At 74.6% G+C, this 25,212-nt stretch carries 27 protein-coding genes; 9 read left to right on the top strand and 18 right to left on the bottom strand.

From position 1 onward, the window contains the following. Nucleotides 1-7: 7 nt before the first annotated feature. From OG218_RS17985 to OG218_RS17970, 4 genes are read right to left on the bottom strand one after another with little or no spacing between them, the layout of a single operon-like run. Complete coding sequence (locus tag OG218_RS17985; RefSeq protein ID WP_328294603.1) at nucleotides 8-787, bottom strand: hypothetical protein; 780 nt, start codon at nucleotides 785-787, stop codon at nucleotides 8-10. Beyond that, nucleotides 787-1,299 (bottom strand): SigE family RNA polymerase sigma factor, encoded by a 513-nt coding sequence (locus OG218_RS17980; protein ID WP_328294602.1) that lies wholly within the window; start codon nucleotides 1,297-1,299, stop codon nucleotides 787-789. The genes OG218_RS17985 and OG218_RS17980 overlap by 1 nt, the downstream gene beginning before the upstream one ends. Beyond that, a complete protein-coding gene (locus OG218_RS17975) occupies nucleotides 1,296-1,934 on the bottom strand; it encodes a DUF998 domain-containing protein (protein WP_328294601.1) in 639 nt (212 codons plus the stop codon). The genes OG218_RS17980 and OG218_RS17975 overlap by 4 nt, the downstream gene beginning before the upstream one ends. Then, nucleotides 1,931-3,181: a four-carbon acid sugar kinase family protein gene (locus OG218_RS17970; RefSeq protein ID WP_328294600.1), complete on the bottom strand. Its 1,251-nt coding sequence runs from the start codon at nucleotides 3,179-3,181 to the stop codon at nucleotides 1,931-1,933. The genes OG218_RS17975 and OG218_RS17970 overlap by 4 nt, the downstream gene beginning before the upstream one ends. A 67-nt stretch (nucleotides 3,182-3,248) precedes the next feature. Here OG218_RS17970 and OG218_RS17965 point away from each other — a divergent pair, with 67 nt between their 5' ends. The 3 genes from OG218_RS17965 (at nucleotide 3,249) to OG218_RS17955 (ending at nucleotide 7,199) form a co-directional block, all read left to right on the top strand. Continuing rightward, a complete protein-coding gene (locus tag OG218_RS17965) occupies nucleotides 3,249-4,298 on the top strand; it encodes an ATP-dependent DNA ligase (protein WP_328296260.1) in 1,050 nt (349 codons plus the stop codon). Then, nucleotides 4,295-5,338 carry a DNA polymerase domain-containing protein gene (locus OG218_RS17960; protein ID WP_328294599.1) on the top strand — a complete coding sequence of 348 codons (1,044 nt, stop codon included), beginning with the start codon at nucleotides 4,295-4,297 and terminating at the stop codon, nucleotides 5,336-5,338. The genes OG218_RS17965 and OG218_RS17960 overlap by 4 nt, the downstream gene beginning before the upstream one ends. 250 nt (nucleotides 5,339-5,588) lie before the next feature. Then, nucleotides 5,589-7,199 carry a methyl-accepting chemotaxis protein gene (locus OG218_RS17955; RefSeq protein WP_328294598.1) on the top strand — a complete coding sequence of 537 codons (1,611 nt, stop codon included), beginning with the start codon at nucleotides 5,589-5,591 and terminating at the stop codon, nucleotides 7,197-7,199. A gap of 68 nt (nucleotides 7,200-7,267) precedes the next feature. Here the strand turns inward: OG218_RS17955 and OG218_RS17950 are convergent, their stop codons facing one another. Further along, nucleotides 7,268-8,506, bottom strand: a complete 1,239-nt coding sequence (locus OG218_RS17950) for a prolyl oligopeptidase family serine peptidase (protein ID WP_328294597.1) — start codon at nucleotides 8,504-8,506, stop codon at nucleotides 7,268-7,270. 93 nt (nucleotides 8,507-8,599) lie between these two features. On the opposite strand from OG218_RS17950, the gene OG218_RS17945 reads away from it, so the two are divergent. Then, complete coding sequence (locus OG218_RS17945; RefSeq protein WP_328294596.1) at nucleotides 8,600-8,770, top strand: hypothetical protein; 171 nt, start codon at nucleotides 8,600-8,602, stop codon at nucleotides 8,768-8,770. Here the strand turns inward: OG218_RS17945 and OG218_RS17940 are convergent. Continuing rightward, nucleotides 8,739-9,047 (bottom strand): hypothetical protein, encoded by a 309-nt coding sequence (locus OG218_RS17940; protein WP_328294595.1) that lies wholly within the window; start codon nucleotides 9,045-9,047, stop codon nucleotides 8,739-8,741. The genes OG218_RS17945 and OG218_RS17940 overlap by 32 nt on opposite strands. A gap of 190 nt (nucleotides 9,048-9,237) precedes the next feature. Here OG218_RS17940 and OG218_RS17935 point away from each other — a divergent pair, with 190 nt between their 5' ends. Then, nucleotides 9,238-10,038: an SDR family NAD(P)-dependent oxidoreductase gene (locus tag OG218_RS17935; RefSeq protein WP_328294594.1), complete on the top strand. Its 801-nt coding sequence runs from the start codon at nucleotides 9,238-9,240 to the stop codon at nucleotides 10,036-10,038. 4 nt (nucleotides 10,039-10,042) lie between these two features. Here OG218_RS17935 and OG218_RS17930 read toward each other — a convergent pair whose 3' ends face one another. The 3 genes from OG218_RS17930 to OG218_RS17920 form a co-directional block, all read right to left on the bottom strand. After that, nucleotides 10,043-11,110 (bottom strand): polyprenyl synthetase family protein, encoded by a 1,068-nt coding sequence (locus OG218_RS17930; protein ID WP_328294593.1) that lies wholly within the window; start codon nucleotides 11,108-11,110, stop codon nucleotides 10,043-10,045. After that, on the bottom strand, nucleotides 11,107-12,393 hold the full coding sequence (locus tag OG218_RS17925; RefSeq protein WP_442906403.1) for a geranylgeranyl reductase family protein: 1,287 nt from the start codon (nucleotides 12,391-12,393) through the stop codon (nucleotides 11,107-11,109). The genes OG218_RS17930 and OG218_RS17925 overlap by 4 nt, the downstream gene beginning before the upstream one ends. 93 nt (nucleotides 12,394-12,486) lie before the next feature. Beyond that, nucleotides 12,487-13,221 carry a demethylmenaquinone methyltransferase gene (locus OG218_RS17920; protein WP_328294591.1) on the bottom strand — a complete coding sequence of 245 codons (735 nt, stop codon included), beginning with the start codon at nucleotides 13,219-13,221 and terminating at the stop codon, nucleotides 12,487-12,489. Nucleotides 13,222-13,287: 66 nt separating this feature from the next. Here OG218_RS17920 and OG218_RS17915 point away from each other — a divergent pair, with 66 nt between their 5' ends. Both OG218_RS17915 and OG218_RS17910 read left to right on the top strand, forming a co-directional pair. Beyond that, on the top strand, nucleotides 13,288-13,614 hold the full coding sequence (locus OG218_RS17915; RefSeq protein ID WP_328294590.1) for a putative quinol monooxygenase: 327 nt from the start codon (nucleotides 13,288-13,290) through the stop codon (nucleotides 13,612-13,614). Continuing rightward, nucleotides 13,611-13,919, top strand: coding sequence for a hypothetical protein (locus OG218_RS17910; RefSeq protein ID WP_328294589.1), 309 nt, complete (start codon nucleotides 13,611-13,613; stop codon nucleotides 13,917-13,919). The genes OG218_RS17915 and OG218_RS17910 overlap by 4 nt, the downstream gene beginning before the upstream one ends. Here OG218_RS17910 and menD read toward each other — a convergent pair. After that, entirely contained in the window at nucleotides 13,916-15,583 is a 1,668-nt protein-coding gene (gene menD / locus OG218_RS17905) for a 2-succinyl-5-enolpyruvyl-6-hydroxy-3-cyclohexene-1-carboxylic-acid synthase (protein ID WP_328294588.1), read from the bottom strand. The genes OG218_RS17910 and menD overlap by 4 nt on opposite strands. 63 nt (nucleotides 15,584-15,646) lie before the next feature. Here menD and OG218_RS17900 point away from each other — a divergent pair, with 63 nt between their 5' ends. After that, complete coding sequence (locus OG218_RS17900; RefSeq protein ID WP_380162242.1) at nucleotides 15,647-16,045, top strand: hotdog fold thioesterase; 399 nt, start codon at nucleotides 15,647-15,649, stop codon at nucleotides 16,043-16,045. On the opposite strand, the gene OG218_RS17895 is transcribed toward OG218_RS17900, so the two are convergent. The 7 genes from OG218_RS17895 to OG218_RS17865 all read right to left on the bottom strand — a co-directional run bounded on the left by OG218_RS17895 (nucleotide 16,042) and on the right by OG218_RS17865 (nucleotide 22,561). Beyond that, complete coding sequence (locus OG218_RS17895) at nucleotides 16,042-17,121, bottom strand: DUF1648 domain-containing protein (protein WP_328294586.1); 1,080 nt, start codon at nucleotides 17,119-17,121, stop codon at nucleotides 16,042-16,044. The two genes, OG218_RS17900 and OG218_RS17895, sit on opposite strands and share 4 nt — an antisense overlap. Continuing rightward, nucleotides 17,118-17,516, bottom strand: a complete 399-nt coding sequence (locus OG218_RS17890) for a GntR family transcriptional regulator (protein WP_328294585.1) — start codon at nucleotides 17,514-17,516, stop codon at nucleotides 17,118-17,120. Before OG218_RS17890 ends, OG218_RS17895 begins: the two co-directional genes overlap by 4 nt. Before the next feature lie 49 nt (nucleotides 17,517-17,565). Beyond that, nucleotides 17,566-18,570, bottom strand: a complete 1,005-nt coding sequence (locus tag OG218_RS17885; protein ID WP_328294584.1) for an o-succinylbenzoate synthase — start codon at nucleotides 18,568-18,570, stop codon at nucleotides 17,566-17,568. After that, entirely contained in the window at nucleotides 18,567-18,794 is a 228-nt protein-coding gene (locus OG218_RS17880; protein ID WP_328294583.1) for a hypothetical protein, read from the bottom strand. The genes OG218_RS17885 and OG218_RS17880 overlap by 4 nt, the downstream gene beginning before the upstream one ends. A gap of 1 nt (nucleotide 18,795) precedes the next feature. Beyond that, a complete protein-coding gene (locus tag OG218_RS17875; protein ID WP_328294582.1) occupies nucleotides 18,796-20,562 on the bottom strand; it encodes a phosphatidylglycerol lysyltransferase domain-containing protein in 1,767 nt (588 codons plus the stop codon). A gap of 206 nt (nucleotides 20,563-20,768) precedes the next feature. Beyond that, nucleotides 20,769-21,914 carry a sensor histidine kinase gene (locus OG218_RS17870; RefSeq protein ID WP_328294581.1) on the bottom strand — a complete coding sequence of 382 codons (1,146 nt, stop codon included), beginning with the start codon at nucleotides 21,912-21,914 and terminating at the stop codon, nucleotides 20,769-20,771. Continuing rightward, entirely contained in the window at nucleotides 21,911-22,561 is a 651-nt protein-coding gene (locus tag OG218_RS17865) for a response regulator (protein ID WP_442906524.1), read from the bottom strand. The genes OG218_RS17870 and OG218_RS17865 overlap by 4 nt, the downstream gene beginning before the upstream one ends. 151 nt (nucleotides 22,562-22,712) lie before the next feature. Between OG218_RS17865 and OG218_RS17860 the strand changes: the two genes are divergently transcribed. After that, a complete protein-coding gene (locus OG218_RS17860) occupies nucleotides 22,713-23,654 on the top strand; it encodes a 1,4-dihydroxy-2-naphthoyl-CoA synthase (RefSeq protein WP_328294579.1) in 942 nt (313 codons plus the stop codon). A 22-nt stretch (nucleotides 23,655-23,676) separates the two neighbouring features. Here the strand turns inward: OG218_RS17860 and OG218_RS17855 are convergent, their stop codons facing one another. Further along, on the bottom strand, nucleotides 23,677-25,188 hold the full coding sequence (locus OG218_RS17855) for a putative bifunctional diguanylate cyclase/phosphodiesterase (protein WP_328294578.1): 1,512 nt from the start codon (nucleotides 25,186-25,188) through the stop codon (nucleotides 23,677-23,679). Between the last annotated feature and the right edge of the window lie 24 nt (nucleotides 25,189-25,212).

Raw genomic sequence — 25,212 nt, 5'->3', positions numbered from 1 at the left:
TTGGCCGTCAGGGCAGCGGGACCTCCGCGAGCCGTGGGTCAGTGACGAGGGCCGCGAGCGCCGAGGGGGTCACCGGGGACCCGAGCGGCCAGATGTCCCCGGCCCGCAGCGGACGGTCGGGGGTGCTCACGACGCGGCCCTCGGCCTGCACGAACCGGCCGTCGGGGAGGATCGCGCGGGCCACCGGCGAGGACACGACGACCGCGTCGTCCGGACCGGTGTGGACGGCCTGCCGCCAGCTCGCCCACGTCGTCCCGGCGTCGTCACCGCCCGCGAAGCAGTCGCCCACGACGTCGCCACTGCACCCGTCCACGGGTGGGTTCGGGGAACGGGAGTCCTCGACGGTGATCGTCAGCAGCACCGCGGGGTCGCTGCCCGTCAGCGTGAGGTCGGCCTCCCACCCGAAGGTCCTCGACACCCCGGGCGTCGGTTCCCAGCTGACCGGGCCCACCTCCGCGGCGGGTGCGCCCGGTAGGTGGGCCGCCAGGGCCGCGACGAAGGCCTCCTGGGCGACGCGCACCTCGTCGGCGTCGACGCTGTCCCGCGGGGGCGCGGTGGGCCGGGCCGTGACCTGACCGGCCGGCACGGCCCGTCCGAGTCCGGAGACCACGTCGGGACCCACCGTCACGGTCAGGACCGAGGCCATCACCAGCGCGCCGGCGGCGAACCCGGCGGCCCTGGTCCGGACGCGTCGCCGTCGCCGCAGGACGGCGTGCACGGGATGGAGTTCCACCGGGCGGGTGCGGGCCGCCGTGGCGAGCAGCTCCTTGACGTCGAGGTCGTCCATCACCGGGCTCCGTTCACGATCGAAGTGCTCTCGCGCAACGCCTTCAGCGCACGGGAGGTACGGCTCTTCACGGTGCCGAGGGAGCAGTCCAGGGCGTCGGCGGTCTGCTGCTCGGAGAGGTCCAGCCAGAACCGGAGCACGAGGACGAGACGCTGCGGGGTCGGCAGCGCGGCGAGCATCCGCCGGGCGTCGAGGGCGGCCTCGACGTCGCCGCCGGTGTCCGCCCGTTCCGGCAGTTCCCCGGTCGGGGTCTCCCCCCGCCACCGCCGGCGACCGGCCTTCGCGGCGGCCCGGGTCATCGCGACGCGGGCGTAGGCCTCGGGGTGGCCGTCGGGGTGCAGGCGACGCCAGGCCCGCAGCACGGCGAGCAACCCGGTCTGGGCGAGGTCCTCGCCGAGGTGGGTGTCGCCGGTCAGCAGGGTGCCGAGCCGCACCAGGTCCGGATAGCGGGCCGTGGCGAACTCGGCGAAGCCCGGCGGCCCCTGGCCGGCGTTGCGATCCTTCGTGGTCACACCGGTGGAGGGACCTGGGCCTCCCGGGAGGTTCCCCGCTCGCGCCACTGGCTGACGACCTCCAGCAGGACCCACGCCGACACCGCGAGGACCTGGTAGCGCTGGGAGTCCCCACCGCCGCCGTTGCCGCCCTGCAGGAACGTCACGACCTCGTAGACCCCGGCGCCGCCGGAGACCGCCGCGGAGAGCACCGCGAGGGGTTTCAACGCCCACCCCCGCGCGCGCCAGGCGAGTTCCAGGACACCGAGGACGGCCCCGAGGGTGCCGATGACGCTGACCCCGTCGTGCAGGAGTTCGGGCCCCGCCGACGACGCCGGGCACACCCCGAGGGAGGGCGCGCAGGTCAGCGGGACGATCGCCGAGACCAGCGTCGTCAGCCCGAACGCGGTCAGGCAGCTCGCGCGGAAGCGGGCGTGGCGCAACCCGCTGCGCCAGACCGGGAGCGCGAGCACCGCGCACAGCAACCCGGCGCTGCCGTCACCGAGGCGGAACCACACCGACCCCGGTTCGCCGGGGACGGACAGCTCGCTGATGACGCCGGTGGTGAGGTCGATGCGGGCCCCGACGAGCGGGGCCAGCAGGAAGTTCGCGTTCGCGAGGCCCGCGAGGGCCGCCAGCGCGATCCGCCCCTTCACCGGGCGGTGACACCGAGGGCGGCGACCGCGTCGGCGATGGCGTCCGGGCCGCCCACGTTGCCGGGCACGACGACCTGGCGGACCTCGCGGCCGTCCCGGGTCCGCATCACCCACACCGAGATCCCGGCCGCGACCTGGCCCTCGACGAACGCGCTGGTCGCGCCGATCCCGGTGCGGGCGACCTCCGCCGCGGTGATCCCGCCCTTGCTGACGACGGCGTCGACGTGCGGCAGCAGGTCGGCGACGGCGGTGGTCAGCGCGGTCATCACGGCCTCGCCGTGGGCGAGGGTGCCGTGGTCGGACATCCGGACCCGCTCGCTGGCGATGGCGACGAGCCCCTGGCGCGCCAGCACCCGTCCCGCGCGCTCTCCGAGCTCCCGACCCGCCCAGACGGGGTCGTCCAGCGCGTCGCCGGTCGCGACCGGCTCGAAGGCACCCCACTCCTGCCCGAGCACGTCCAGCTGGGCCTGCGCCCCCGCCGTGTGCGACCCGCAGACGACGAGGACCCGCGGCCGGTCCGCGACCAGCGGCCGCGGCAGGTACCCGGCGCTCACGACCCCCGCGAGCTCGGCGGCCAGCGGTGCCGCGCACCGCACGACGATCCCGCGCGCGGCCCCCCGCACGGCGTCGGCGAGGGCGCTCACGTCCCGGTCCGTCTCGACGTCGGGGACCAGCACCGAACCCACCGGGGCCTGCGCGAACCGCTGCGCCAACCGCGCGGGGTCGCGGACGACGTCGAGCGGGACCCCGACGCCGGTGCGGGGGGACTTCTCGGCGACGTAGTCGACCAGCGCGGAGCTGCGGAAGCCGAAGACGGGGTCGCCCGCGTACTCCGTCTCCCCCGCGGGCACGTCACCGTCCGCGGTGCGGACGAGGTGCACCCCGCCGATCGTGGTCCGTCCCCCCGCCGGGAAGGCCGGGACGAAGAGGACGACGTCCTCGGCGCCCGCGAACACCCCGGTCTCGGCGAAGACGTGCCCGCGCAGCGTGGAGTCCCCGCGGAGCACGAACCGCACCTCGACCCCCAGCCGGGCGCCGGCCTCGAGGGCGTCGGCCCGGATCCGGGCGACCAGCGCGACGGCGGACGCCTCGTCGAGGGCACGGGAGTTGGTCTGCACGTAGACGCCGTCCGCGTCGCGCAGGGCCGCCTCGAGGCGGTCGGCGTCGGACTCCAGCAGGACCTGCACCCCCGTCGCGGACTGGGTCCCGGTGGGGTCGTCGTCGAGGACGACGGTCTTCACGCTCACCCGCCGAAGTACACCAGACCCCGCCGGAGGGTCGTGGCGGGCGTCACGCTGCGGCAGAGTGAGCGCCATGGACCTGCCGCTGAACCCGCCCGTCGAGCCGATGCTCGCCAAGGCGGCGAAGAGCGTCCCGCGCCAGCCCGACGGTGCCCCGGCCTGGCTCTACGAGCCGAAGTGGGACGGGTTCCGTTGCATCGTCTTCCGCGACGGCGACGAGGTCGAGCTGCAGTCGCGCGGGGAGAAGTCGCTGTCCCGCTACTTCCCCGAGGTCGTCGCCGCGGTGCTCGCGGAACTGCCCCCGCGCTGCGTCGTCGACGGCGAACTGTTCGTCCCCCGCCCCGGTGGCGGTCGCCTGGCCTGGGAACTGCTGTCCCAGCGCATCCACCCCGCCGCGAGCCGGATCGCCAAGCTCGCCGAGGAGACCCCCGCGCAGTTCGTCGCCTTCGACCTGCTGGCCCTCGACGACGAGGACCTCACCCCCCAGCCCACGTCGGTGCGCCGGGAACGACTCGTGGCGGCGCTCGCCGACTGCGGTCCGAGCACCCACGTGACGACGGCGACGTTCGACGCCGACCTCGCGGTCCGGTGGTTCACGAGGTTCGAGGGCGCGGGGCTGGACGGGGTCGTCGCGAAACCGCTGGACGCCCCGTACCAGCAGAAGGAACGGGTGATGACGAAGGTGAAGCACCGGCGCACCGCCGAGTGCGTCGTCGTCGGCTACCGCCCGCACAAGAGCCTCCCGGGGATCGGGTCGATGCTGCTCGGGTTGCACACCGACGACGGGATGGCCTTCGTCGGCGGCGCGGCGGCGTTCACGACGGCCCGGCGGGCGGAACTCCTGGAGCAGTTGTCGCAGCTGCGCACCGGCGAGGAGAACGTCCAGGGCGAGAAGAACCGGTGGAACGCGCGGGTGGACGACTCCTGGGTCCCGGTCCGCCAGGCACTCGTCTGCGAGGTCGAGTACGACCAGCTCGAGGGGTACCGGTTCCGGCACAACCCGCGGTTCCTGCGGTGGCGGCCGGACAAGGCCCCCGAGGACTGCCGCCTGGACCAGCTCGAGACGCCGACCGACTACGACCTCGCGGACGTGCTGTCGGGAGCGTCCGGGAGCAGGTCGTGAGCCCGAAACCGCCCGCGGAGGAGATCGACGTCGACGGCATCCCCGTGCGGCTCACCTCCCCCGACAAGACGTACTACCCGGAACTGGGCGAGCAGGGGTCCAAACGTGCCGTCGTCGAGCACTACCGGCTCGTGGCCCCCGCCCTGCTGGACGCGCTGCGCGAACGCCCGACCTACCTGCAGCGCTTCCCGGACGGGATCGAGGGCGAGGAGGTCTACCAGAAGCGGGTGCCGAAGTTCGCGCCCGACTACGTCGACACCGTGCACGTGACGTTCCCCTCGGGCCGTTCCGCGGACGCGATCCGGCCGACCAACACCGCGACGGTGGTCTGGGGCGCGCAACAGGCGGCGATCACGTTCCACCCCTGGCACTGCACCGCCCCCGACGTGGACCACCCCGACGAGTTCCGCGTCGACCTCGACCCCCAACCCGGGACGGGTTTCACGCAGGCGAAGCGGGTGGCCCGCGACGTGCTGCACCCGTTGCTGACGGAACTCGGGTACGAGGGTTTCGTCAAGACCTCCGGCGGACGGGGCGTGCACGTGTTCGTGACGATCGAACCCCGGTGGACGTTCACCGAGGTCCGTCGCGCGGTGATCGCCCTGGCCCGCGAGGTCGAGCGTCGCGCCGGGGGCCTCGTGTCGTCCGCGTGGTGGAAGGAGGAACGCGGCGAGACGGTGTTCGTGGACTACAACCAGAACGCCCGTGACCGCACGATGGCCAGCGCCTACTCGCTGCGTCGCACCCCCCGCGCGACGGTCTCGACGCCGTTGACCTGGGCCGAGCTGGGGACGGACGTGGACCCGGACGACTTCACCCTGGCGACGTTCCCGGAACGCTTCGCCGCCGTCGGGGACCTGTGGGCCGAGCGCCGCTCGACCCTGCACTCCCTGGAACCGCTGCTCGCGCTCGCCGACCGCGACGAGGGGAACGGTCTCGGCGACCTCCCCTACCCCCCGAGCTACCCCAAGATGCCGGGGGAGCCCAAGCGCGTCCAGCCCTCCCGCGCCCGCAAGGACCCCACCCCGCCCGACCCGTGATCCCGCCGGCAGACCCCAGCGGAATCACGGTGCGGTGGGGTGGGACGAGGAGCGCGGTGGGCAGGGCCCGATCCTGACCCGGACCGCCGACCCCCTGCTCCGTCGTCCACGATCTTGCTGGGTTTCCCTGCACGATCACGGCGGGTGGGACGAAGGAGTGGGAGACGTTCAAGGAACGGCGCGTTCCGGACGAAGGACACGGGGAAGGACCCGGCGGGTGCCGGGCCACAGTCGTTCCGAAGGGTTCCCGATGTCGAGCACCGCGGCTCCACGCACCACCCGCGTCTTCGCCGACCGCAGCGTGCGCACCAAGGTGCTCAGCGCGCTCGGTGCGCTGGCCCTGGTGACCGTCGGGGTCAGCGGCGGGGCCCTCTGGGCGCTGGACGGCGGCAGCCAGCGCGCCGACGACCTCTACACGGACAGCGTCGTGGGCCTCACCGCCCTGGGGCGCGTGCACCAGGAGGAGCTCAAGACGCGCATGCTCGTCGCGACGCACGCCGCGACGCCGGACGCCGAGGGCAAGGCGAAGGTCGTCGAGAAGATCGCCGCCAGCGACGCGGAGCTCGACGACTGGGCCGCGAAGTACTCCGCCTCGCCGCTGGCCGACGCGGCCGACTGGAAGGTCTTCACCGACACCTGGGCCCAGTGGCGCCAGGCGCGCGACGCGCAGCTGATCCCGCTGTCGAACTCCGGCGACCTGGCCGGCTGGGCGAGCGCGAACGCCGACGTGACGCAGCCGCTGGTGAGCAAGGCGGCCGACGCGCTGGACGCCATCGAGGCCGCCGAGGACGCGGCCGCCAAGGACTACGCGGTGACGACCCAGCGGGACGCCGACGACTCCCGCAACGCCATCGTCATCGGCCTGGTGGTGGGCCTCGGGCTGGCCACCGCCCTGGGTCTGGCCGTCGTCCGCTCCATCGTCCGGCCGCTGCACGCGGTGTCGGCCTCGCTCGACGCGATGGCCGCCGGGGACCTGACCGTCGAGGCGCGCGTCGACTCGACCGACGAGGTCGGCCAGATGGCCGCCTCCCTGGAGCGGGCCCGCGCCAGCGTCCGCGGGACCGTCGCGGCGATCGCGACGTCGTCGGCGTCGCTGTCCCTGGCCTCCACCCAGCTCGCCGCCGACAGCGAGCGCATCGGCGTCACCGCGGGCGAGACCGCGGCCGTCGCCGCCGGCGCGGCCGACACCGCGGCCATCGTCTCCGCGAGCGTCGCGACCGTCGCGATGGGGGCGACCGAGATGCAGGCCGCCATCCGCGACATCGCCTCCGGCGCCTCCGAGGCCACCGCCGTCGCCGCCCGGGCCAACGACCTCGCCGGTCGCGCCGGGGAGACCGTCGCCCGCCTGGGCGTGAGCTCCACCCAGATCGGTGACGTCGTGAAGGCGATCACCGCGATCGCCGAGCAGACGAACCTGCTGGCCCTCAACGCGACCATCGAGGCCGCCCGGGCCGGTGAGGCGGGCAAGGGCTTCGCCGTCGTCGCCGGTGAGGTCAAGGAACTGTCCGCGCAGACCGCCCGCGCCACCGAGGACATCGCCTCCCGCGTCGGCTCCATCCAGACCGACACCGCCGAGGCGGTCCGGGCCATCGAGAGCATCGCCGAGGTCATCGGCGAGATCAGCAACCACCAGACGACGATCGCCTCGGCCGTCGAGGAGCAGTACGCGACGACCGCGGAGATGAGCCGCAGCGTCGGCGAGGCCGCCGCGGGTTCGGGCTCGATCGCCGACGGGATCCGCGGGATCACGGGGTCGGCGGAGACCACCGCCGCCGTCGTCTCCGGTACCCGCGCCGCGACCGACGACCTGCACCGCATGGCCGGCGAGCTCAGCGAACTGGTGCACCGCTTCCGCGTCTGACCCTCCCCGCAGCGAGCGGCCCCGCACCACGAGGTGCGGGCCGCTCGTCCTGCGGGAGGAACCGGGCGTCAGAGGCTCTGGGCGGCCATCCACTGCCAGATGTGCGTGCCGTCCGCCGTCGCGGGGTCGTTGCGGCCGACGTAGACCCACGACCAGTGCCCGTCGTACGTGATGCCGTCGTACGTGACGTCCGGGTAGGCGCTCAGCAGCGCGCCGTCGACGTGCTCGGCGATGTACTTCCCGTTGGGCTCGAACGGCACGGTCTCGTCGTTCTCGGCGTGGACGACCCACGTCGGCGTGCCGCTCATCGCGGCGAGCTCGGCGTCGGTGAGCACGAGCTTCTCGCCGTACTGCCGGACGGCGGCGATGGGGACGTCCGCGGCGAAGAAGCCGGGGTTGTCGGCGACGAGCTGCGCCGTCATGTACCCGCCGTTCGACGCCCCGACGACGTAGATGCGGTCGGTGTCGACGCGGTGCGAGGCGACCACCTCGTCGATGAGGCCCTTGAGCTGCGCGGAGTAACCGCGGGCGTCGTCGTTGAGCCAGAAGTCGGGGGCCTGCGGCGCGAGGACGTACGCCCCGCCGAAGGCCTTCTGCGCCTCCTTCGTCGCGAAGCCGAGGGCGCCGCGGTTGGCCTGCAGCACGAGGTCGTTGCCGTAGGAGCCTTCCCGGCCGCCCTCACCGCCGCCGTGCAGCCACACGACGAGCGGGCGCTTGCCGCGCTCGCGCGGGGAGAAGAGGCGGTAGGCGAGCCCGTTCGCCTCCCCGGGTGCGAAGGCCTCGACCTCCTCGTCGACCACCCGGGTCTGCTCGAGGGCGGCGAAGCGGAAGTCGGTGACGCCGCGAGCGGTGAGGGGCTTGACCTGCGTGACGGTGTACTCCAGGTCGAGCTCGACGTTGCGGCCGGCGCCCAGGGAGTAGCCGAGCGTGCTGGCGCCCGGTGTGCCGAAGCCGTCCTCGAGGTCGATGACGAGCTTGCCGCCACGTTCCAGCCGGACGTCGGCGACCGGGCGCTCGACGTCCTCGAAGGTGCCGAGGACCGGGCCCGGGACGGAGGGGTCGGGGCTGGTGCCGCTCGCCCGGACGCTGAAGGCGTCGTCGGACAGACTCCTCGGGTTGATGCCGAGCCCCCGCGCGTCGATCGTCAGGGACACCACCTGCTGGCCGCCGTCCTGCACCTCGGCGTCCAGGGTGAAGGCGGCCCTCGTGGGGTCGGCCGGCTTCAGCGTCTGCGCCTGGGCGGGGACCGCGGTCGCGGTGAGCACGAGCGGCGCTGCCGCGAGCGCCAGTGCGGTGAAACGTCTCATCGTTGAGTTCCTCGGGGCCGTCGTCCATCGCGCACGGCCACCTCGCCGTCCGCGGCACGTCGCTCCTGCGACAGCCCGCACACCTTCGCACTGGTGATCCACAGAAGTCGACAAGAAACCTCACATTTCTGTGACTCGATCCGCGGGATCACGGGTTCGGCGGAGACCACCGCCGCCGTCGTCTCCGGCACCCGCGCCGCGACCGACGACCTGCACCGCATGGCCGGCGAGCTCAGCGAACTGGTGCACCGCTTCCGCGTCTGAGGTCCGCCGCGCGCCGCCCGAGGACGAGTCCCGCCACGGCGAGGACGAGTCCGAGGGCCGCCACGGTGATGGCGGCGACGCGCACCCCCTGGACGCTGAGCACCACCGCCACGACGCTGCCCACGAGGGCGAGCGCGAGACAGATCCGTTCCGCCGGCCGGGGGCCGCCGAGGCGGGCCCGCCCCGGGCTCCGGTGCCGGCCGGAGCGGGGTCGGGGGATCGGGGTCGCCCTGTCCTCGAGCGAGGACGTCGGGGGCAGCGGGGAGCCGTCGATCACGGGGAGATCCTGTCGGAGTCCCACGGTCTTGCGGAACCGCCCGGCGGGACATCACCGGTACGGTCCCGCGGAACTCACCGTCGGTGAATCACCGCTCTCGCAACGTGTTCAGCGTCCTGTCGATCGCGTGCGCGGGGGTTCCGGGGACGGCGCCGGCCCGCCCCCGGGTCGGTGGGTGCATGATCGCGCGGTGGACGCGACGCAGAGCTACGCAGGACGCACGGCCCTGGTGACGGGGGCGTCGTCGGGGATCGGCGAGGGGCTGGCGGAGGCGCTGGCCGCCCGGGGCGCCGACCTCGTCCTGGTGGCCCGCCGGGCCGAGGCCCTGCACACCCTCGCGGACCGGGTCCGCAGCACGCACGGACGCCGGGTCGACGTCCTGCCCGCCGACCTCGGCCTCCCCGGCGCCGGCGCGGACCTGCAGGCACGGGTGGCGGAGCTCGGGCTGCGGATCGACGTGCTCGTCAACAACGCCGGGTTCGCGGTGTCCGGCCCGGTCGCGAGCGCTGACCCCGAGCGACTGCTGGCCCAGGTGCCGCTGAACTGCGGCGCCGTCGTCGACCTCACGTCCAGGTTCCTGCCCGCGATGGTGCAACGCCGCTCCGGGGTGATCCTCAACGTCGCGAGCGTCGCTGCGCTGCAACCGGTTCCGGGGCTGGCGGTCTACGCGGCCACGAAGGCCTTCGTGCTCAGCTTCACCGAGGCGCTGTGGGCGGAGCAGCGCGGTAGCGGGGTCCGGGTCCTCGCCGTCTGCCCCGGGCCCACGGACACCCCGTTCTTCGAGGTCGCCGGTGAGGACTCCGACACCGGGCTGCCCCGGCGCACGGTGGACCACGTCGTGGCGACGACGATGCGGGCGCTGGAGGGCGACGGGCCCTCCGTCGTCGACGGCCCGCTCTACAAGGTGCTGGGCGCGGCCACGAGGCTGCTGCCCCGGCGGGCCCTCGCCTCCCTGGCCGGCGTGGTCGCGAAACCCCGTCCGGGCCGGTGAGGACTCAGGCCACGCGGTCGGCGACGGTGGCCGCGTAGGTCTCCAGCGCCCTGCGGGCGGGTGAGTCCGCCAGCGCGGTCAGGTGGCTCGTGGCCCGCTGCGCCCACTCCCGCGCGGTGGCCCGCGCGGCGTCGGTGCCGGGGTGCGCGCGCAACGCGGCGACGGCCTCGGCCAGCACGTCGTCGTCGTCGAGGTGGCCGGAGTCGAGGAGCGCGACGATCCGGGCCGCGGCCAGGTCGCCGTCGGCCGCGGCGCGCCGCACGAGCAGCACCGGCAGGGTCGGGACCCCCTCGCGCAGGTCCGTGCCGGGACGCTTGCCGGACTCGTCGGTGTCGCTGGTCAGGTCGAGGACGTCGTCGGCGAGCTGGAAGGCGACCCCGACGGCCTCGCCGTAGCGGATCATCGCCGTGACGACCTCGCCCGACCCACCGCCGAACAGCGCGCCGAAGCGACCGGCCGTGGCGATGAGCGACGCCGTCTTGTCGCTGAGGACGTCGAGGTAGTGCGCCACGGCGTCCTCGCCGGCGCGCGGGCCGACGGTCTCGTGCAGCTGCCCCAGGCAGAGCCGCTCGAAGGTCTCGGCCTGCACCCGGACGGCCTCCGGCCCGAGGCCGGCGACGACGTTGGAGGCGCGGGCGAAGAGCAGGTCGCCGGTCAGGATCGCGACGTTGTTGTTCCACTGGTGTTGCGCCGCAGGCACTCCGCGCCGCGTGGGGGCCTCGTCCATGACGTCGTCGTGGTACAGCGAGGCCAGGTGGGTGAGCTCGCAGACGATCGCCGCGTCGACGACCTCGCCGGGCAGTTCCGCGCGTTCCGGCTCGGCCAGGTGCGCGCCGAGGACGGTGAGCATCGGCCGGACGCGCTTGCCACCGGCCTCGACGAGGTGGCGCGAGGCCGCGTCGGCGATCGGGTCGGCGTTGCCGACGGCGAGTCGCAGCCGGTCCTCGACGACGTCGAGCGCCTCGCGCAGGGCGTTCTCCAGCGCGGGGTCGGTCGTGGGGAGCCCGTTCGCGGGGGTGGCCGTGGGGGTGGCCGTGGGGGTGGCCGTGGGGGTGTTCAGCGAGGTGTTCACGCGGCAGGGGCCAATCGCTTCAGCGCCACGACCACGCGGTCGGCGGCGTCCTTCGACGTGGGATCGGCCAGGTTGGCCAGGAGCTTCACGACGAGCTTCATCAACCCCGGGCGCGGCAGGCCGAAGCGCGTCGCGATGCGCATGACCTCGGGGTGGCCGATGAGGGAGACGAACACACGACCCAGGGTGTAGTACCCACCCAGGTCCGCGCGAACCGCAGCCGGGTAGGCCTGCAGCGCCCGCTCGCGCGCCCGCGGATCGCCCGCCGACAGGGCGTCGTCGACGGCGTGGGCGGCGAAGCGCGCCGACTGCATCGCGTAGGCGATGCCCTCGCCGTTGAACGGGTTGACCATGCCGCCCGCGTCGCCGACCACGACGAGGCCACGGGTGTAGTGCGGGGTGCGGTTGAAGGCCATCGGCAGCGCGGCACCGCGGATCGGGCCGACCTGGTCCTCCTCCCGGAAGCGCCACTCCGGCGGCATCGCGGCCGTCCAGCGGCGCAGCAGATCGCGGTAGTCGATCGCCCCGGACCCGGGGTCCAGCACGCCCAGCCCGACGTTGGAGGTGCCGTCGCCGACCCCGAAGACCCAGCCGTAGCCGGGCAGCAGCGGACCGGTGGAGCTGTCGCTCTCGCGCAGCTCCATCCACGCCTCCATCCAGTCGTCGTCGTGACGGGGACTGGTGAAGTAGGTGCGGACGGCGATGCCCAGCGGACGGTCGTCGCGCTTGGCCAGACCCATCGCGAGCGCGAGGCGACCGCCGACGCCGTCGGCCGCGACCACCACCGGCGCGCGGTAGGTGCTCTCCTCGCCCGCCTTGCGGCCCTTCTCGTCGACGGGTCGCGCGGTGACGCCGACGACGTGACCGGTGCGCTCGTCGAGGACGGGGCCGGTCACCGAGGTGCGTTCGAGGATCGTGGCGCCGCCCGCGCGCGCGTGCTCGGCCAGCGTCTGGTCGAAGCGCGAGCGGGTCGCCACCAGCCCGTAGCCGGGGAAGTCGGAGATCTCGGGCCACGGCACCTGCAGGCGCACCCCACCACCGAGCAGGCGCAGGCCCTTGTTCTGCCGCCAGCCGTCCTCGGCGGGGGTCTTCACGCCGAGCAGGTCCAGCTCGTGCACGGCGCGGGGGGTGAGTCCGTCGCCGCAGACCTTCTCGCGCGGGAACGACGACTTCTCCAGCACCAGGACGCGGCGTCCCGCGGTCGCCAGGTGGCGGGCCAGCGTCGAACCGGCCGGGCCGGCCCCGACGACCAGCACGTCGGCGTCCTGCGTGTCCACGGTCACCCCTGATCCCCGGCTCGTGAAAGTTTTCACGAGGCTACGTCCAGTGTAGTTCTCCCCCGGCCCCTCCGGCCCGGTCAGCGGCCCCGGTGTGGGTCAGGTCACGACGCCGGCCGAGCGGACCGCGCGGTGCATCGCGACCACCCCGAAGGAGAGGTCGCGCCAGGCCACCTGCTCCCAGCCCGCGGCGGCGATCCTGCGCGAGAGCCCGGCCTGGTCCGGCCACGCGTCGATGGAGTCCACGAGGTAGCCGTAGGCGTCCGCGTGCGAACTGACGAGCTTGGCCACCCGCGGCAGCCCGTGGTGCAGGTAGGTGTCGTAGGCCTTGCGCAGCAACGGGTTCGGCATCGTCGAGAACTCGCACACGACGAGGCGGCCACCGGGGCGGACGACCCGGGCCATCTCGCGCAGGCCCGCGTCGGGGTCGACGACGTTGCGCAGACCGAAGGAGATCGTCGCCGCGTCGAAGACCCCGTCGGCGAAGGGCAGCCGCGTGGCGTCACCGACGACGAAGCCGAGGTCGGGCCGGCGGCGCTTGCCGGTGCGGACCATGCCGGTGGAGAAGTCGCACGGGACGGTGAGGACACCGCGGTCGGCGAAGGGTTCGCTGGATCGCCCGGTGCCGGCGGCGAGGTCGAGGACCTTCTCCCCCGGCCGGGCGTCGATGGCCCGCAGCACGGCACGCCGCCACAGCCGGTCCTGACCCACCGAGAGGATGTCGTTGGTGCGGTCGTACTTCTCGGCGACGTCGTCGAACATGGCCGAGACCTGCCGCGGCCGCTTGCTCAGGTCGGCCAGCTCGCGCTGGTTGGTGACGTCCGGGGTGCCCACGCTCCCATCCTCGCAGCCCGGCCACGACCGGGTGCCACGAGGCGTGGCCGCCACTAGCCTCGCCCCGTGATCGTCATCAACGTGAAGTGGCCCGTGAAGCCCGAACTGGCCGACGCCTGGCCCGAGCTGGTCGCGGAGTTCACGGCCGCGGTGCGCGCGGAACCCGGCAACGTCTCCTTCGACTGGTCGCGCTCGGCCGAGGACCCCGACACCTGGTTCCTGCTCGAGTGCTTCCGCGACGCCGAGGCCGGCGCCGCGCACGTGGCCTCGGACCACTTCCGGAAGGCCATCTCGGAGATGCCCGACCGGGTCAGCGCCCAGCCGCAGATCATCTTCGTGGAGGCCCCCGACGTGGCCGGCTGGGGTCCGATGGGCGAGGTCCGGCCGCGGTGACGACCGCACGGGCCCGGACGCTGCTGGTCGGCGCCGTCGTCGTCCTGGCCGGGGTGCTGCTGCTCTTCCTGCCGCACTCCACGACGATCCAGGGCGCACGCCTGAGCTGCGGCTCCGCCGCCGCCCCGGCCGACCTCCCGACGACGTTCTGCGGCACCGACGGCCTGCGCTTCGCCGCGGTCGCCACGATGTCGGGTGGCGCGTCGATCGCTCTGGTCGCCGGCCTCTGGCCGGCCCTGCGCCCCGCGCCGGCTCCGGCCGGGCGCCCCGACCAGCACGCGGGCCGGGGCGCTCGCCGGTCCTAGGAGACGGCGGCGCGCACCGCGGCGGTGATCGCCTCGAGGCGCGGGCGGACCCCGGCACGGTCGACGACGACCTCGACCACCCGCAGACCCCGCGGTGCGGTCCCGATCTCCGCGCGGGCCCCGGCGAGGCTCGTGGGGCGCGAGTGCGGGACCCCGAAGGCGGCGCAGAGGGCCGCGAGGTCGGCCCCGTGCGGGGTCGCGACGACCCGCTCGAAGGTGGCCCGCTCGACCACGGCGGCGTGCTCCAGGGTCTCGAAGATCCCCCCACCGTCGTCGTTGACCACGACGACGGTCAGGTCCGGGCGGGGTTCGCCGGGCACCGGCAGCAACGCGTTGGCGTCGTGCAGGAAGGCCAGGTCGCCCAGCAGCAAGCGGGTCGGTCCGCTCGCGAGCGCGACCCCCTCGGCCGTCGCGACGGTGCCGTCGATCCCGGCCAACCCGCGGTTGGAGACGGTGCGGACCCCCAGCGGGCGGCCCGCGAGGTCGACGTCGCGGATCGAGTTGCTGGCCGCCACGACGAGCGTCGAACCGTCTGCAGCACAGGCGTTCACGACCTCCCGCGCCACCCACGGCCCACTGGGGCCGGTCTCGGCGTCGAGGGTCGCGTGCACGGTGTCGGCGGCGAGCTTGCCCGCCCGGTCCCAGCGGGCGGCGAACTCCTGCTCCGCGGCCCCGGCCGGTCCCTCGACGGCGGCGGCGGCGACCACCCGGGCGGCGCGGAACCCCGCGTCCGACCAGGTCCCGGCGGCGCTGACGACGACGAGTTCGACGTCGTCGCGGGCCAGCAGCCGGGTCACGGGCCGCGACAGCGTCGGGTGGCCGAAGAGCACGACGCGGTCGACGTCGCCGAGCGGCCCCTCCTCGTCGACGGCGTCGAGCAGCAGCCGGTAGGGACCGACGGCACGTTCGCCGCCGCGGGCCCCGGAGCTGGGTTCCGCCAGCAGCGGCCAGCCGGCGGCCTCGGCGAGCTCACGCGCGGCGAGCCCCGTCGCCGGGTCGGGGGCGTCGCCCGCCAGCACCAGCGTGCGCGGGCCCCGCTCCAGGACGACGGGTCGCGCCGCCGGGACGGCGTGCACCTCGGTCAGTCCCGGACCGGTCGGGACCTCGCCCGCCGAAGGGGTCAGCGGGTCCGCGAACCCGACGTTCAGGTGCACCGGACCGGGACCGTCCCCGCGCAGACCGCGCGCGAACGCGACGGCGCGCGAGAGCACCGAGCGCCAGGCCGGTGCCTGCCGCTCGGGATCGACGGGGGCGGGCAGGTCGGCGCTGTAGCGGACGGAGGGCAGGAACATCCGGGCCTGCGCGTCGGCGGTCTGGCTCGCGCCGGACCCGCGGAGCTCGTGCGGACGGTCGGCGGAGAGGACCACCAGCGGGACCCCGGCGTGGTGGGCCTCGAGGACGGCCGGGTGCAGGTTCGCGACCGCGGTGCCGCTCGTGGTGACGACGGCGACGAGCTCACCGGCGCGGGCGAGTCCGAGCGCGAGGAACCCGGCGCTGCGCTCGTCGATGCGCACGTGCAACGTCAACCGGCCCTCGTCGGCGGCGCGGGCGGCCGCGTAGGCCAGCGGGGCGCTGCGCGATCCGGGGCTGAGCACGAGGTGGCGCAGCCCGAGCCGGACGAGGGAGTCGACGAGGACCGTCGCGAAGGCGGTCGAGGGGTTCACCCCTCCATGGTGCGCCAGGTCGGCTGTGGCAGCCTGCCGCGGGTGACCCAGCCGCTCCCCCCGATGGACGAGATCCTCGCCACCTTCAGCGCCGACTCCCTGGTGGACCGGATGGGCATCCGGTTCCTCGAGATGGCCCCCGACCGCGTCGTCGCGACGATGCCCGTCGCGGGCAACACCCAGGTCGCGGGGTTCCTGCACGGCGGCGCCAGCTGCGTGCTCGCCGAGACCCTGGGTTCCGTCGGCGCGTTCCTGCACGTGTGGCCGGGCGGCCTCGCCCTCGGCACCGACATCAACGCGACCCACCACCGCTCGACCCGCTCCGGGATCGTCACCGGGGTCGCGACGGCGATCTCGCTGGGCCGGACGCTGACCAGCCACGAGGTGGTGATCTCCGACGAGGAGGGCCGCCGGTTGTGCACGGCGCGGATCACGAACTACGTGCGGGCGGCGGAGGCCTAGGTCGTCAGCAGCGGGAGGGCGATCGCGGCGAGCACCAGGACCAGGACGCCGATCGAGATCGCCCGGCCCGCCGGGTGGCCGGCGTTGATCGTGTACCCGACGCCGACGCGCTTGGGGACGAACAACGACGGGTCGTCCCGGTTCACGTAGAGCATCCCGCCGCGCCAGTGCCGGTCGTCGTCGACGGCATCGGTGGCGGCCGCTTCCCGCGGTCCGCGCGCGCCCACGGTGGTCACCACGGTCGCGACGACGAGACCCGCGCCGAACACCACCAGGGCGGGGACGAGGAGTTCGAGGCGGGCGGGGTGCAGCCAGCCGTCGACGCACAGCGTGCAGACCAGGGCGGTCACCAGGAACGCGGTGACGGCGAGCAGGTCCTGCACCGTCCGTCCGGCGGCCACCGCCCGGGCGAGGGGTTGCGCCTCGTCCGCGCGGAGGCGGACCGGGGCGAGGTGGACGAGCCGGGTCAGGACCCCCAGGAGGGCCAGGAGCCCGATGGCGACGACCAGCGGACCGAACACGCTCCAGAAGCCCTTCGCGGCGAACGCGTCGGGTTCGCCGGCGCCACCCCAGTGGGTCGGGAACGGGTCGGGGAGGTCGGGGTAGCGCAGCACGCCGAAACCCGCGGTGGCGACGAGTAGGGCGGCCGCGACGGCGTACCAGACGATCGGGACGGGGGCCCGGGGGACGTCGTCCGGCGAGGCCGGCGCCGCCCACCGGACCGGCACGTCGCGGTACCAGTCGCCGTGCGTCTTTGCCTCACGGATCTCCTTGCGGCACAAGACGAACGCCACGATCCCGCCGACCAGCAGCAAGTACGTGGGGACCGTGACGACACCCGGTCCGGCACTCACCGAGCCGGCCGCGGCGGCACCCACCAGGGCGAGCGCGGACAGGACCGCGACGGCCCCGCGGTACCGGCGCACCGCCCGGTGGACGGCCGGGTCCCCGACCCGCGCCCGCGGCACCGACACCCCCAGCGGCAGCGTCGGCGCCGACAGCACCGGCACCAGGAACAGGACGACCGCGACCAGCAGACAGCTCGCCAGCCCGACCCCCACCTCGAAACCGTTCACGATCCCTCCCGCACTCGAGCGAAACCTTCGACGACCTCCCGGCACTGTGCCAGGACGACCTCGTCCGGAACTCCCTGGGCCCGCGCCTCGGCGAGCACCGTCGACATCCGTTCGCGCCACTGCACGAGCACCGCGTCGGCGGGGGGACCGCTGGCCGGCCCCCGGGCGATCACCGAACCGGACTTGCTCGTCGTGCGCAGCAGCCCTTCGCGACGGAGCAGGTCGTAGGCCTTCTGCACCGTCGCGACGTTGATGCCGAACGACCCCGCGAGCGCCCGCACCGAGGAGACCTGCTGCCCGACGACGAGTTCACCGCGGGCGATCGCCTCGACGAGGCGGTCGTGGATCTGCTGGTAGATCGCCACGTCGGACGTCGGGTCGATCTCGAGGATCACGGCCGCCTCCCATCTGTGTCACCAACACTAGTACAGATGGGACAGTTCGTCACCCCCGGAGAACCCCGTGGGCGCTCGTCAGGCGCTCGCGCCACCAGGTCTCCCGCTCGGCCGGCGCGCGGTGGCGTTCCAGCAGTTCCGGGGACACCCGGACCGGGCCGACCGGCAGCGACCCGCCGACGGGCAGCAGCGGATCGCTCGTCACGTCGGCCGCGAGGAGGGCCGCGGTGCCGAGCCCGCAGGCGTGCGGGAGCTCCGGCAGCGCGGCCGCGAGCGCCGTCCCGGCCGCCAGTCCGACGCTGGTGTCCAGGGCGGAGGAGACGACGACGGGCAGACCGCAGGCCTGCGCCACGGCCAGCGCCGTCCGGACCCCGGACAGCGGGGCGACCTTGAGGACGACGATGTCGGCCGCCTCGAGGCCGGCGACGCGCAACGGGTCCTCGGCCTTGCGGACGCTCTCGTCGGCGGCCAGCAGCACGGGGGTCCCGGCGGCGGCCAGGCGCCGGCGCAGCAGGGCCATCTCCTCCAGCGTCGCGCAGGGCTGCTCGGCGTACTCCAGGTCGAACTCGCCCAGCGCGGTCAGCGCCTCGTACGCCTCCTCGACGCTCCACCCGGTGTTCGCGTCGACGCGGACCTCTCCGGTGGGCCCCAGCGCCTCCCGCACGGCGGCGACCCGGGCGACGTCCTCGGCGAGGCGGTGCGCGAAGGGCGCCCCGGACTCGGCGACCTTGACCTTGGCCGTGCGGCACCCGGGGAACCCCGCGAGGACCGCGGGCACGTCGTCGGCCTCGACGGCGGGCACGGTGGCGTTGACCTCGACGCGCTCGCGGCGCGGGGCGGGGAACCCCTGCCAGGCCGCCTCGATCCCCGCCTCCAGCCAGCGCGACGCCTCGCCCGGCCCGTACTCCAGGAACGGCGAGAACTCCCCCCACCCCGCAGGGCCCTCGAAGAGCACCGCCTCGCGGAGGAGGATCCCGCGGAACCGCCGGCGCAGCGGCAGCCGGACGACGTGGGCGGCGTCGAGGAGGTCGGCGAGCGGGGGCAGGTCGGTCACTCCCCCAGCATCCCGGACCCGCCCACCTCCGCACGGTGCACCCGCGCCCGCGCCCGCAGGGAGGAGGCGCCCAGTAGGGCGGCCACGAACCACCCCCACGCGGTGAGGAACACCGTCGACGGGCTCGCCCCGCCCACGACCAGGACGCCCACGACGAGCAGCGACACCGCCGCGGCGGCGAGCACGAGGAGGACCGGGACGACCCGGGTCCGGGACCGAGGCACGTCAGCCCCGCCGCTGGGGCAGGAACTGCTCGACCCGGGCCACGGCCAGACCGATCCACGGCAGGTCGGCGGTCCGCTCGAAGCAGACGAAGCGCGGGACCCAGAGCGGCTGGTACTTGGCGTTGCTGCGGTAGAGCTGCTCCAGCTGCCACAGCCGGGAGAACACCACCAGGACGCGGTACCCGAGCCGCAGCACAGGCCCGGCCCCCAACCGCGACCCGCGGTCGAAGACGGAGCGGAAGACCGCGAAGTTGAGCGAGATGCGGCGCAGCGCGTTCCGGCGGGCGAAGTCGACCACATCGGTCACCACGAGTTCCACCGTTCCGTTCACCGCCTCCCGGTCACGGCGCATGAGGTCCAGGGAGACCCCCCGGGAGCCCCACGGCACGAAGGTCAGCACCGCCGCGAGGGCACCGTCCGCGGTCCGTGCCGTCGCGACCAGCAGGTCCGGGTCGCACGGGTCGCCGAGTCGCCCCAGCGCCATCGAGAAACCCCGCTCCCGCCCGTCGCGCCACTCCTGCGCAGCGGCCGCCAGCTCGGCGAGCTCGCTCGCGGGGACCTCCCGCTGGCGACGGATCGAGACCTCGGTCCCGGCGCGACGGGCCCGGTTCACCGCCTGGCGCAGACCCCGCACCGCCCGCCCCTCGAGGCTGAACGCCTCGACGTCGAGGACCGCCTCGTCACCGACCTCGAGCACCTGCAGCCCTGCCTTGTGGTAGACCGCGGCCGCCGACTCGGAGGCCCCCACGACCGCCGGCACCCAGGCGTGCTCGGCGAGCTGGGCCCGCCAGGCCGCCACCGCCGCGGGCCACGAGGTCTCGTTGCCCACCGGGTCCCCGCTGACGACGCTGACGCCCCCGACGACGCGGTGCACGACGGCCGCACGACCGTTCGGGGCGAAGACGGCGGTCTTGTCGCGCCGCAGGTTGAAGTAGCCGAGGGCGTCGCCCTCGCCCTCGGTGGCCAGCAACGACCGGAGCCGTTCCTCGTCGGCGCCGAGAGCGGCCGGGTCCGCGGCCGGCTGGAACAGGAACCACGTCACGAGCAGCACGAGCACCGTGCCGGCCGAGTTCAGCGTCACGTCGACCCACGCCGGGACGAGCACCCCGTCGGGGAAGATCACGAAGCTGTCGACCGAGAACAGCGTGCCCGCGGCGGCGTACCAGATCCGCGACAGGAGGGCACCCGACGTCTCCTGGGTGGCGAGCACCAGCGCGGTGCCCACGGCCAGCCACACGACGAGCGCACCACCGGCCCACGAGATCGCCCGGCGCACCCCGAGGCGCGAGGGCAGCACCCGGAACTGCGGGCGGGCCAGGACGAGCAGGGCCAGCACGACGCCCTGCTGGACGAGCAGACCCAGCGCCGGGACGCCGACCGCGCTCGCGTCCCAGACCAGGTTGAAGAGGGCGTTGAGGCCGGTCACCACGACCGCCGTCCACCACGCGGCCCGTTTGCGCCGCGCCAGGGAGCGGGCCAGCAGCAGCAGGACCGTCCCGTAGCCCAGGCTCGGCCAGCTCGTCGCGAAGACCAGGTCGACGACCAGCGGGGGAGCCGAGTACGCCCGGTCCGAGAGGGGCGCGTGCACCGCCATGGCCAGCGAGAGCAGACCCGAGACCAGGAAGACCCACGTCACCACCCGGGCCGCGATGCCCCGCACCCGCGCCCCGGCCCGGTTCCCGCCCCGGTTCCCGCCCTGGGTGCGGCGCGAGGTCTCCCCCGAGCGCACCACCGGTTCCCCGGCCCTGACCACCTGCACCGTGCTCACGTCGTCCTCCCCCTCACCAACAGCGTCGGATCGAGCGTGCCGCAACGGCTCCCGCGGGGGATCAGTCCGGAGTACGGGATCACGGGGTCCGTCGCCCCCTACCGACGGCGGGGGTCGATCATCCCCAGGTCGTACCGGGGTACGGCACAGGCCACTCCGGGCCACCCGTGCGAGACGGGTTCAGCGAGTCAGGGGGCTCAGGGGGGTCAGGGCGACTGCAGCGGGACGACGGCCCGCACCCGGAACCCGCCGTCGGGCACGGGGCCCGCCTCGAAGCGGCCGTCGAGGACCTCCACCCGTTCCCGCAGCCCCACCAGCCCGGTCCCGGAACCCGGCAGGGACAGCGCGGGCAACGTCGGCGGGCCGTTCTCGACCAGGACCGTCACGTGCACGTCGTCGTGCTGCACGCACACGCGCGTGCGCGCACCGGGGCTGTGCTTGCGCACGTTGGTCAGCGCCTCCTGCACGACCCGGTAGACGGCCCGCTGGGGGGGCAGGCCGATGCGGTCCGCGGGCGGCAGGTCGGCCTCGAGGACGACCTCGATCTCGCTGTCGCGCACCAGGTCCCGCAGGTCGGCCAGGGTCGGGGACGGGGTCAGACCGAGGTCCTCGTTCCCCGACAGCCGCAGCACCGTGACCATCGTGCGCAGCTCCTCCAGGGTGCGGACCCCGAGGCGCCGCACCACCCCGGCCGCCTGCCGGACATCCTCCTCGCGAGCGGTCGCCTCCCACCCACCGGCGTGCACCACGATCAGGGTCACCTGGTGCGAGACCACGTCGTGCATCTCGCGGGCCAGCCGGGTCCGCTCCCGGGCCAGGACCTTCTCCGCGTACAGCTGCTGCTGGTGGGCGGTGACCTGCTCGATCTCCACCAGCCGGCGGGCGAGCTCGCGCTGGGCCTGGACCAGCTGGCCCAGCAGGACGGGTGCCGCGGCCGTGGCCGCCGCGTAGGCGAAGAGGACGAGGGAGACGGCGTCGTCGCTCCAGGACGACCGCCCGCCCTCCCAGGGCACGCTCGCCAGGACCGCCCAGGTCAGCACGCAGCCGGTGAGGATCCGCCGGTCGCGGGTCCGCTCGGCGAGGACGTACAGCACGACGACCCCGGCCACCAGCACCCCGCTCACCGGCACGGCGGGCAGGGTGAGCAGGAAGGCGGGCAGCGGCCACCGTCGGCGCAGCAGCAACCCGACGAAACCCAGGACGGTGCAGCCCACGACCAGCGGACCCCACCCGGGCCAGGTGAACCAGGCGTCGGCCGCGGCCAGGACGACGACCACCACGTCGGTGACGCGAGGGTGCCTGCGGAACCACTGCACCGGCGAGGTCACCACGGCGGGGACGGCGGGGCTCACGTCGCCTCCTCCACCGGCGTCCGGTGGGCCAGCAGGGCCGCCTGCGTGCGGCTGCGCACCCCCAGCTTGGCCAGGATCGAGCTGACGTGGTCCTTCACCGTCCCCACCCCCAGGTCGAGGCGGACCCCGATCTCGGCGTTGGGCAGACCGCCGGCCAGCAGGCCCAGGACCTGGCGCTCACGCGCCGTCAGCGAGGTCAGGCGGCCGATCTGCTCCCCCGACACCCCGCTCGCCTCGCCGTGCTCGGCCACCAGCTGCCGCGCCGCCCGCGGGGACAGGACGACCCCGCCCGCGGCGAGGGTCCGCACGGCCTGGACCAACTGCCGGGGGTCGGTGTCCTTGAGCAGGAAGCCGGCGGCCCCGGCCCGCATCGCCTGCGCCACGTGCTGGTCGCCGTCGAAGGTCGTCAGCATCGCCACCGCGGGGTGGGAGGGGCGGCACAGCAGGGCCGCGAGGACGCTGAGCCCGTCGACCTGGGGCATCCGGATGTCGAGCAGGACCACCTCCGGGGCCTGCCGGTCGACGAGGTCGACCGCCTCCGTCCCCGTGCACGCCCCCACGACCTCCACGTCTCCCCCGGCCTGGAGGATCATGGTGAGACCCGAACGCACCAGGGCCTCGTCGTCCACGACGACGACCCGGACCACCCGGCCGGCGGCGTCGGCGGCATCGGCGGCGTGCGGGCACGCGGGGGGCAGGTCGCTCACGCCCCCAGCATCCCCCTCCCCCACCCCCGATCCGTGATCTTGCGGGGATTCCCAGCGGGATCACGGGTGGGGTGGGCCTAGGGTGCGGAGGGTGTCGGCCCTGAACGGTGTGAGCGAGACCTTCGACCCCGCGTCCTGGGCGGAGGTGCCGGGGTTCGAGGACCTGCAGGACCTCACCTACCACCGCAGCGTGCTCGAGGGCCCGGCCCGCGGGACGGTCCGCATCGCCTTCGACCGCCCCGAGGTCCGCAACGCCTTCCGGCCGGGGACGGTCGACGAGCTCGCCCGCACCCTCGACCACGCCCGCCGCACCCCCGACGTCGGCTGCGTCCTGCTCACCGGCAACGGGCCCAGCCCGAAGGACGGCGGCTGGGCGTTCTGCTCCGGCGGGGACCAGCGCATCCGCGGCCGGTCCGGCTACCAGTACGCCGAGGGCGACACCGCGGAGAGCGTCGACACCGTGCGGGCCCGGGCCGAGGGCGGCCGGTTGCACATCCTCGAGGTGCAGCGGCTCATCCGGTTCATGCCGAAGGTCGTCGTCGCCGTGGTCCCCGGGTGGGCCGCCGGTGGCGGGCACAGCCTGCACGTGGTCGCCGACCTGACCCTGGCCAGCGCCGAGCACGCCCGGTTCAAGCAGACCGACGCCGACGTGGGGTCCTTCGACGGCGGCTACGGGTCGGCGTACCTGGCCCGCCAGGTCGGGCAGAAGTTCGCCCGCGAGATCTTCTTCCTCGGCCGTCCCTACACCGCCCAGCAGGCCCACGACATGGGCATGGTCAACGCCGTCGTCCCCCACGCCGACCTCGAGGCGACGGCGCTGCAGTGGTCCGCGGAGATCAACGGGAAGTCGCCGACGGCGCAGCGGATGCTGAAGTTCGCGTTCAACGCCCTCGACGACGGGATGGTCGGGCAGCAGGTGTTCGCCGGTGAGGCGACCCGGCTGGCGTACATGACCGACGAGGCCGTCGAGGGCCGCGACGCCTTCCTCGGCAAGCGCGAACCGGACTGGTCGCCCTTCCCCTGGTACTTCTGAGCCGGTCCGGCGACGGGAACGGTCAGGACTCGACGCGGGGGGACACGGCGGGTCGGACGGGCTCGTCGTACTCGTCCCCCGAGCGGTGCAACCGTTCGCCCAGCTCGCGGATGCACGGCAGCACCTCCGCGAGGGGTGCGGGCCGGGCGTGCAGGAACCCCTGGTGGGTGGGGGCGCCCATCTCACGCAGCAGCTTCGCCTGGCCCGCCGTCTCCACGCCCTCGGCCACGAGGCCGAGGCCCATCGTCGCGGCGAGCAGCACGAGGCCCTCCACCAGCGCCCGGGTGCGGGGGTCGGACTCGATGTCCCGGACGTAGGAGCGGTCGATCTTGAACGCCGTGAACGGGCGACGGCGCAGGTAGGCCAGCGTGGCGTAGCCGGTGCCGAAGTCGTCGACGGTCAGGTGGGCCCCGGCGCCGACCAGGGCGTCGAGCGCGTCCTGGGTGCAGGCGTCCTCGGCGACCAGGACGCTCTCGGTCATCTCGAGCACGAGCGGGCGCGACCCGAGCCGGGTGACGGCCTCGGCCACCGCCGCGGGCAGGAGCGGGTCGGCGAGCTGCGGGGCGGAGACGTTGACGGCCACGACCAGGTCGCGCCCGGCGGCCTCGCACAGCTGCGGGGCGTCCTGCGCGCACCGGTCCAGGACGGCGCGGCCGAGGTCGGCGATGATCCCGTACCGCTCGGCGAGGCCGATGAAGTCGTCGGGCGGAACCAGGCGACCGTCGACGCGCCAGCGCACCAGGGCCTCGACCCCGCTCACCACGCGGGACTCGACGTCGACCACGGGCTGGTAGTGGACCTCGAGGGCGCCGTCGGCGGGCGAGCCGCCCGCGACCGCCCGCCGCAGGGACTCCGCCCGGGCCAGTTCCGCCCCCCGGGCCAGGGCCGTGGAGGGGTCCCAGACCCGCACGCACCCGCCGCCGGCGACCTTGGCCTCGGCGACGGCCTGTTCGGCGGCCCCCAGCAGGCCCTCCTCGTGGCCGCCGTGGCTGTGCGCGACCCCGATGCTGACCCCGAGCGAGACCCGGTTCCCGCCGACCTCGTGGGGGGCGGCGAGGACGGCCAGCAGCCGCACGGAGACGTCGAGCGCGGCGATCGGGTCGGCGAGGAGGACGGCGAACTCGTCGCCCCCGAGGCGCCCGATCTCGTCGCCGCCGCGGACGGCGCCGCGCAGGCGGTCGGCGACCTCGACGAGGACCGCGTCACCGGCGGCCCGGCCGTGGGCGGAGTTGAAGGCGCGGAACCCGTCGAGGCCCAGGTGCAGCAGGGCCCGGGGGTGTCCCCCGCGTCCGGCCTCGCGCTGGGCGGTGGCGACGCAGACGGCGAACCCGGCGCCGGTCAGCAGACCCGTCACGGGGTCGGTCTCGGGCGCGGCCACCTCGGAGCTCCGCTCCAGGACCCGCACACGGACCCGGAACCGTTGCAGCGCACGGCGTTGGCGCAGGCACACGAGGGCGAGGACGACGGCGGCGGTCACCGCGGCGATGACCACGAGCAGGGACAGCAGCAGGGCGAGGCTGAGGGAGGTGTCCACGTCGCCGCTCCCCTCGCCGTTCCG

This window comes from Kineococcus sp. NBC_00420 (genome assembly GCF_036021035.1).
Lineage (GTDB): Bacteria > Actinomycetota > Actinomycetes > Actinomycetales > Kineococcaceae > Kineococcus.
The sequence above is the reverse complement of the archived record's forward strand: the minus strand, read 5'-3'. Positions and strand labels throughout refer to the sequence as shown.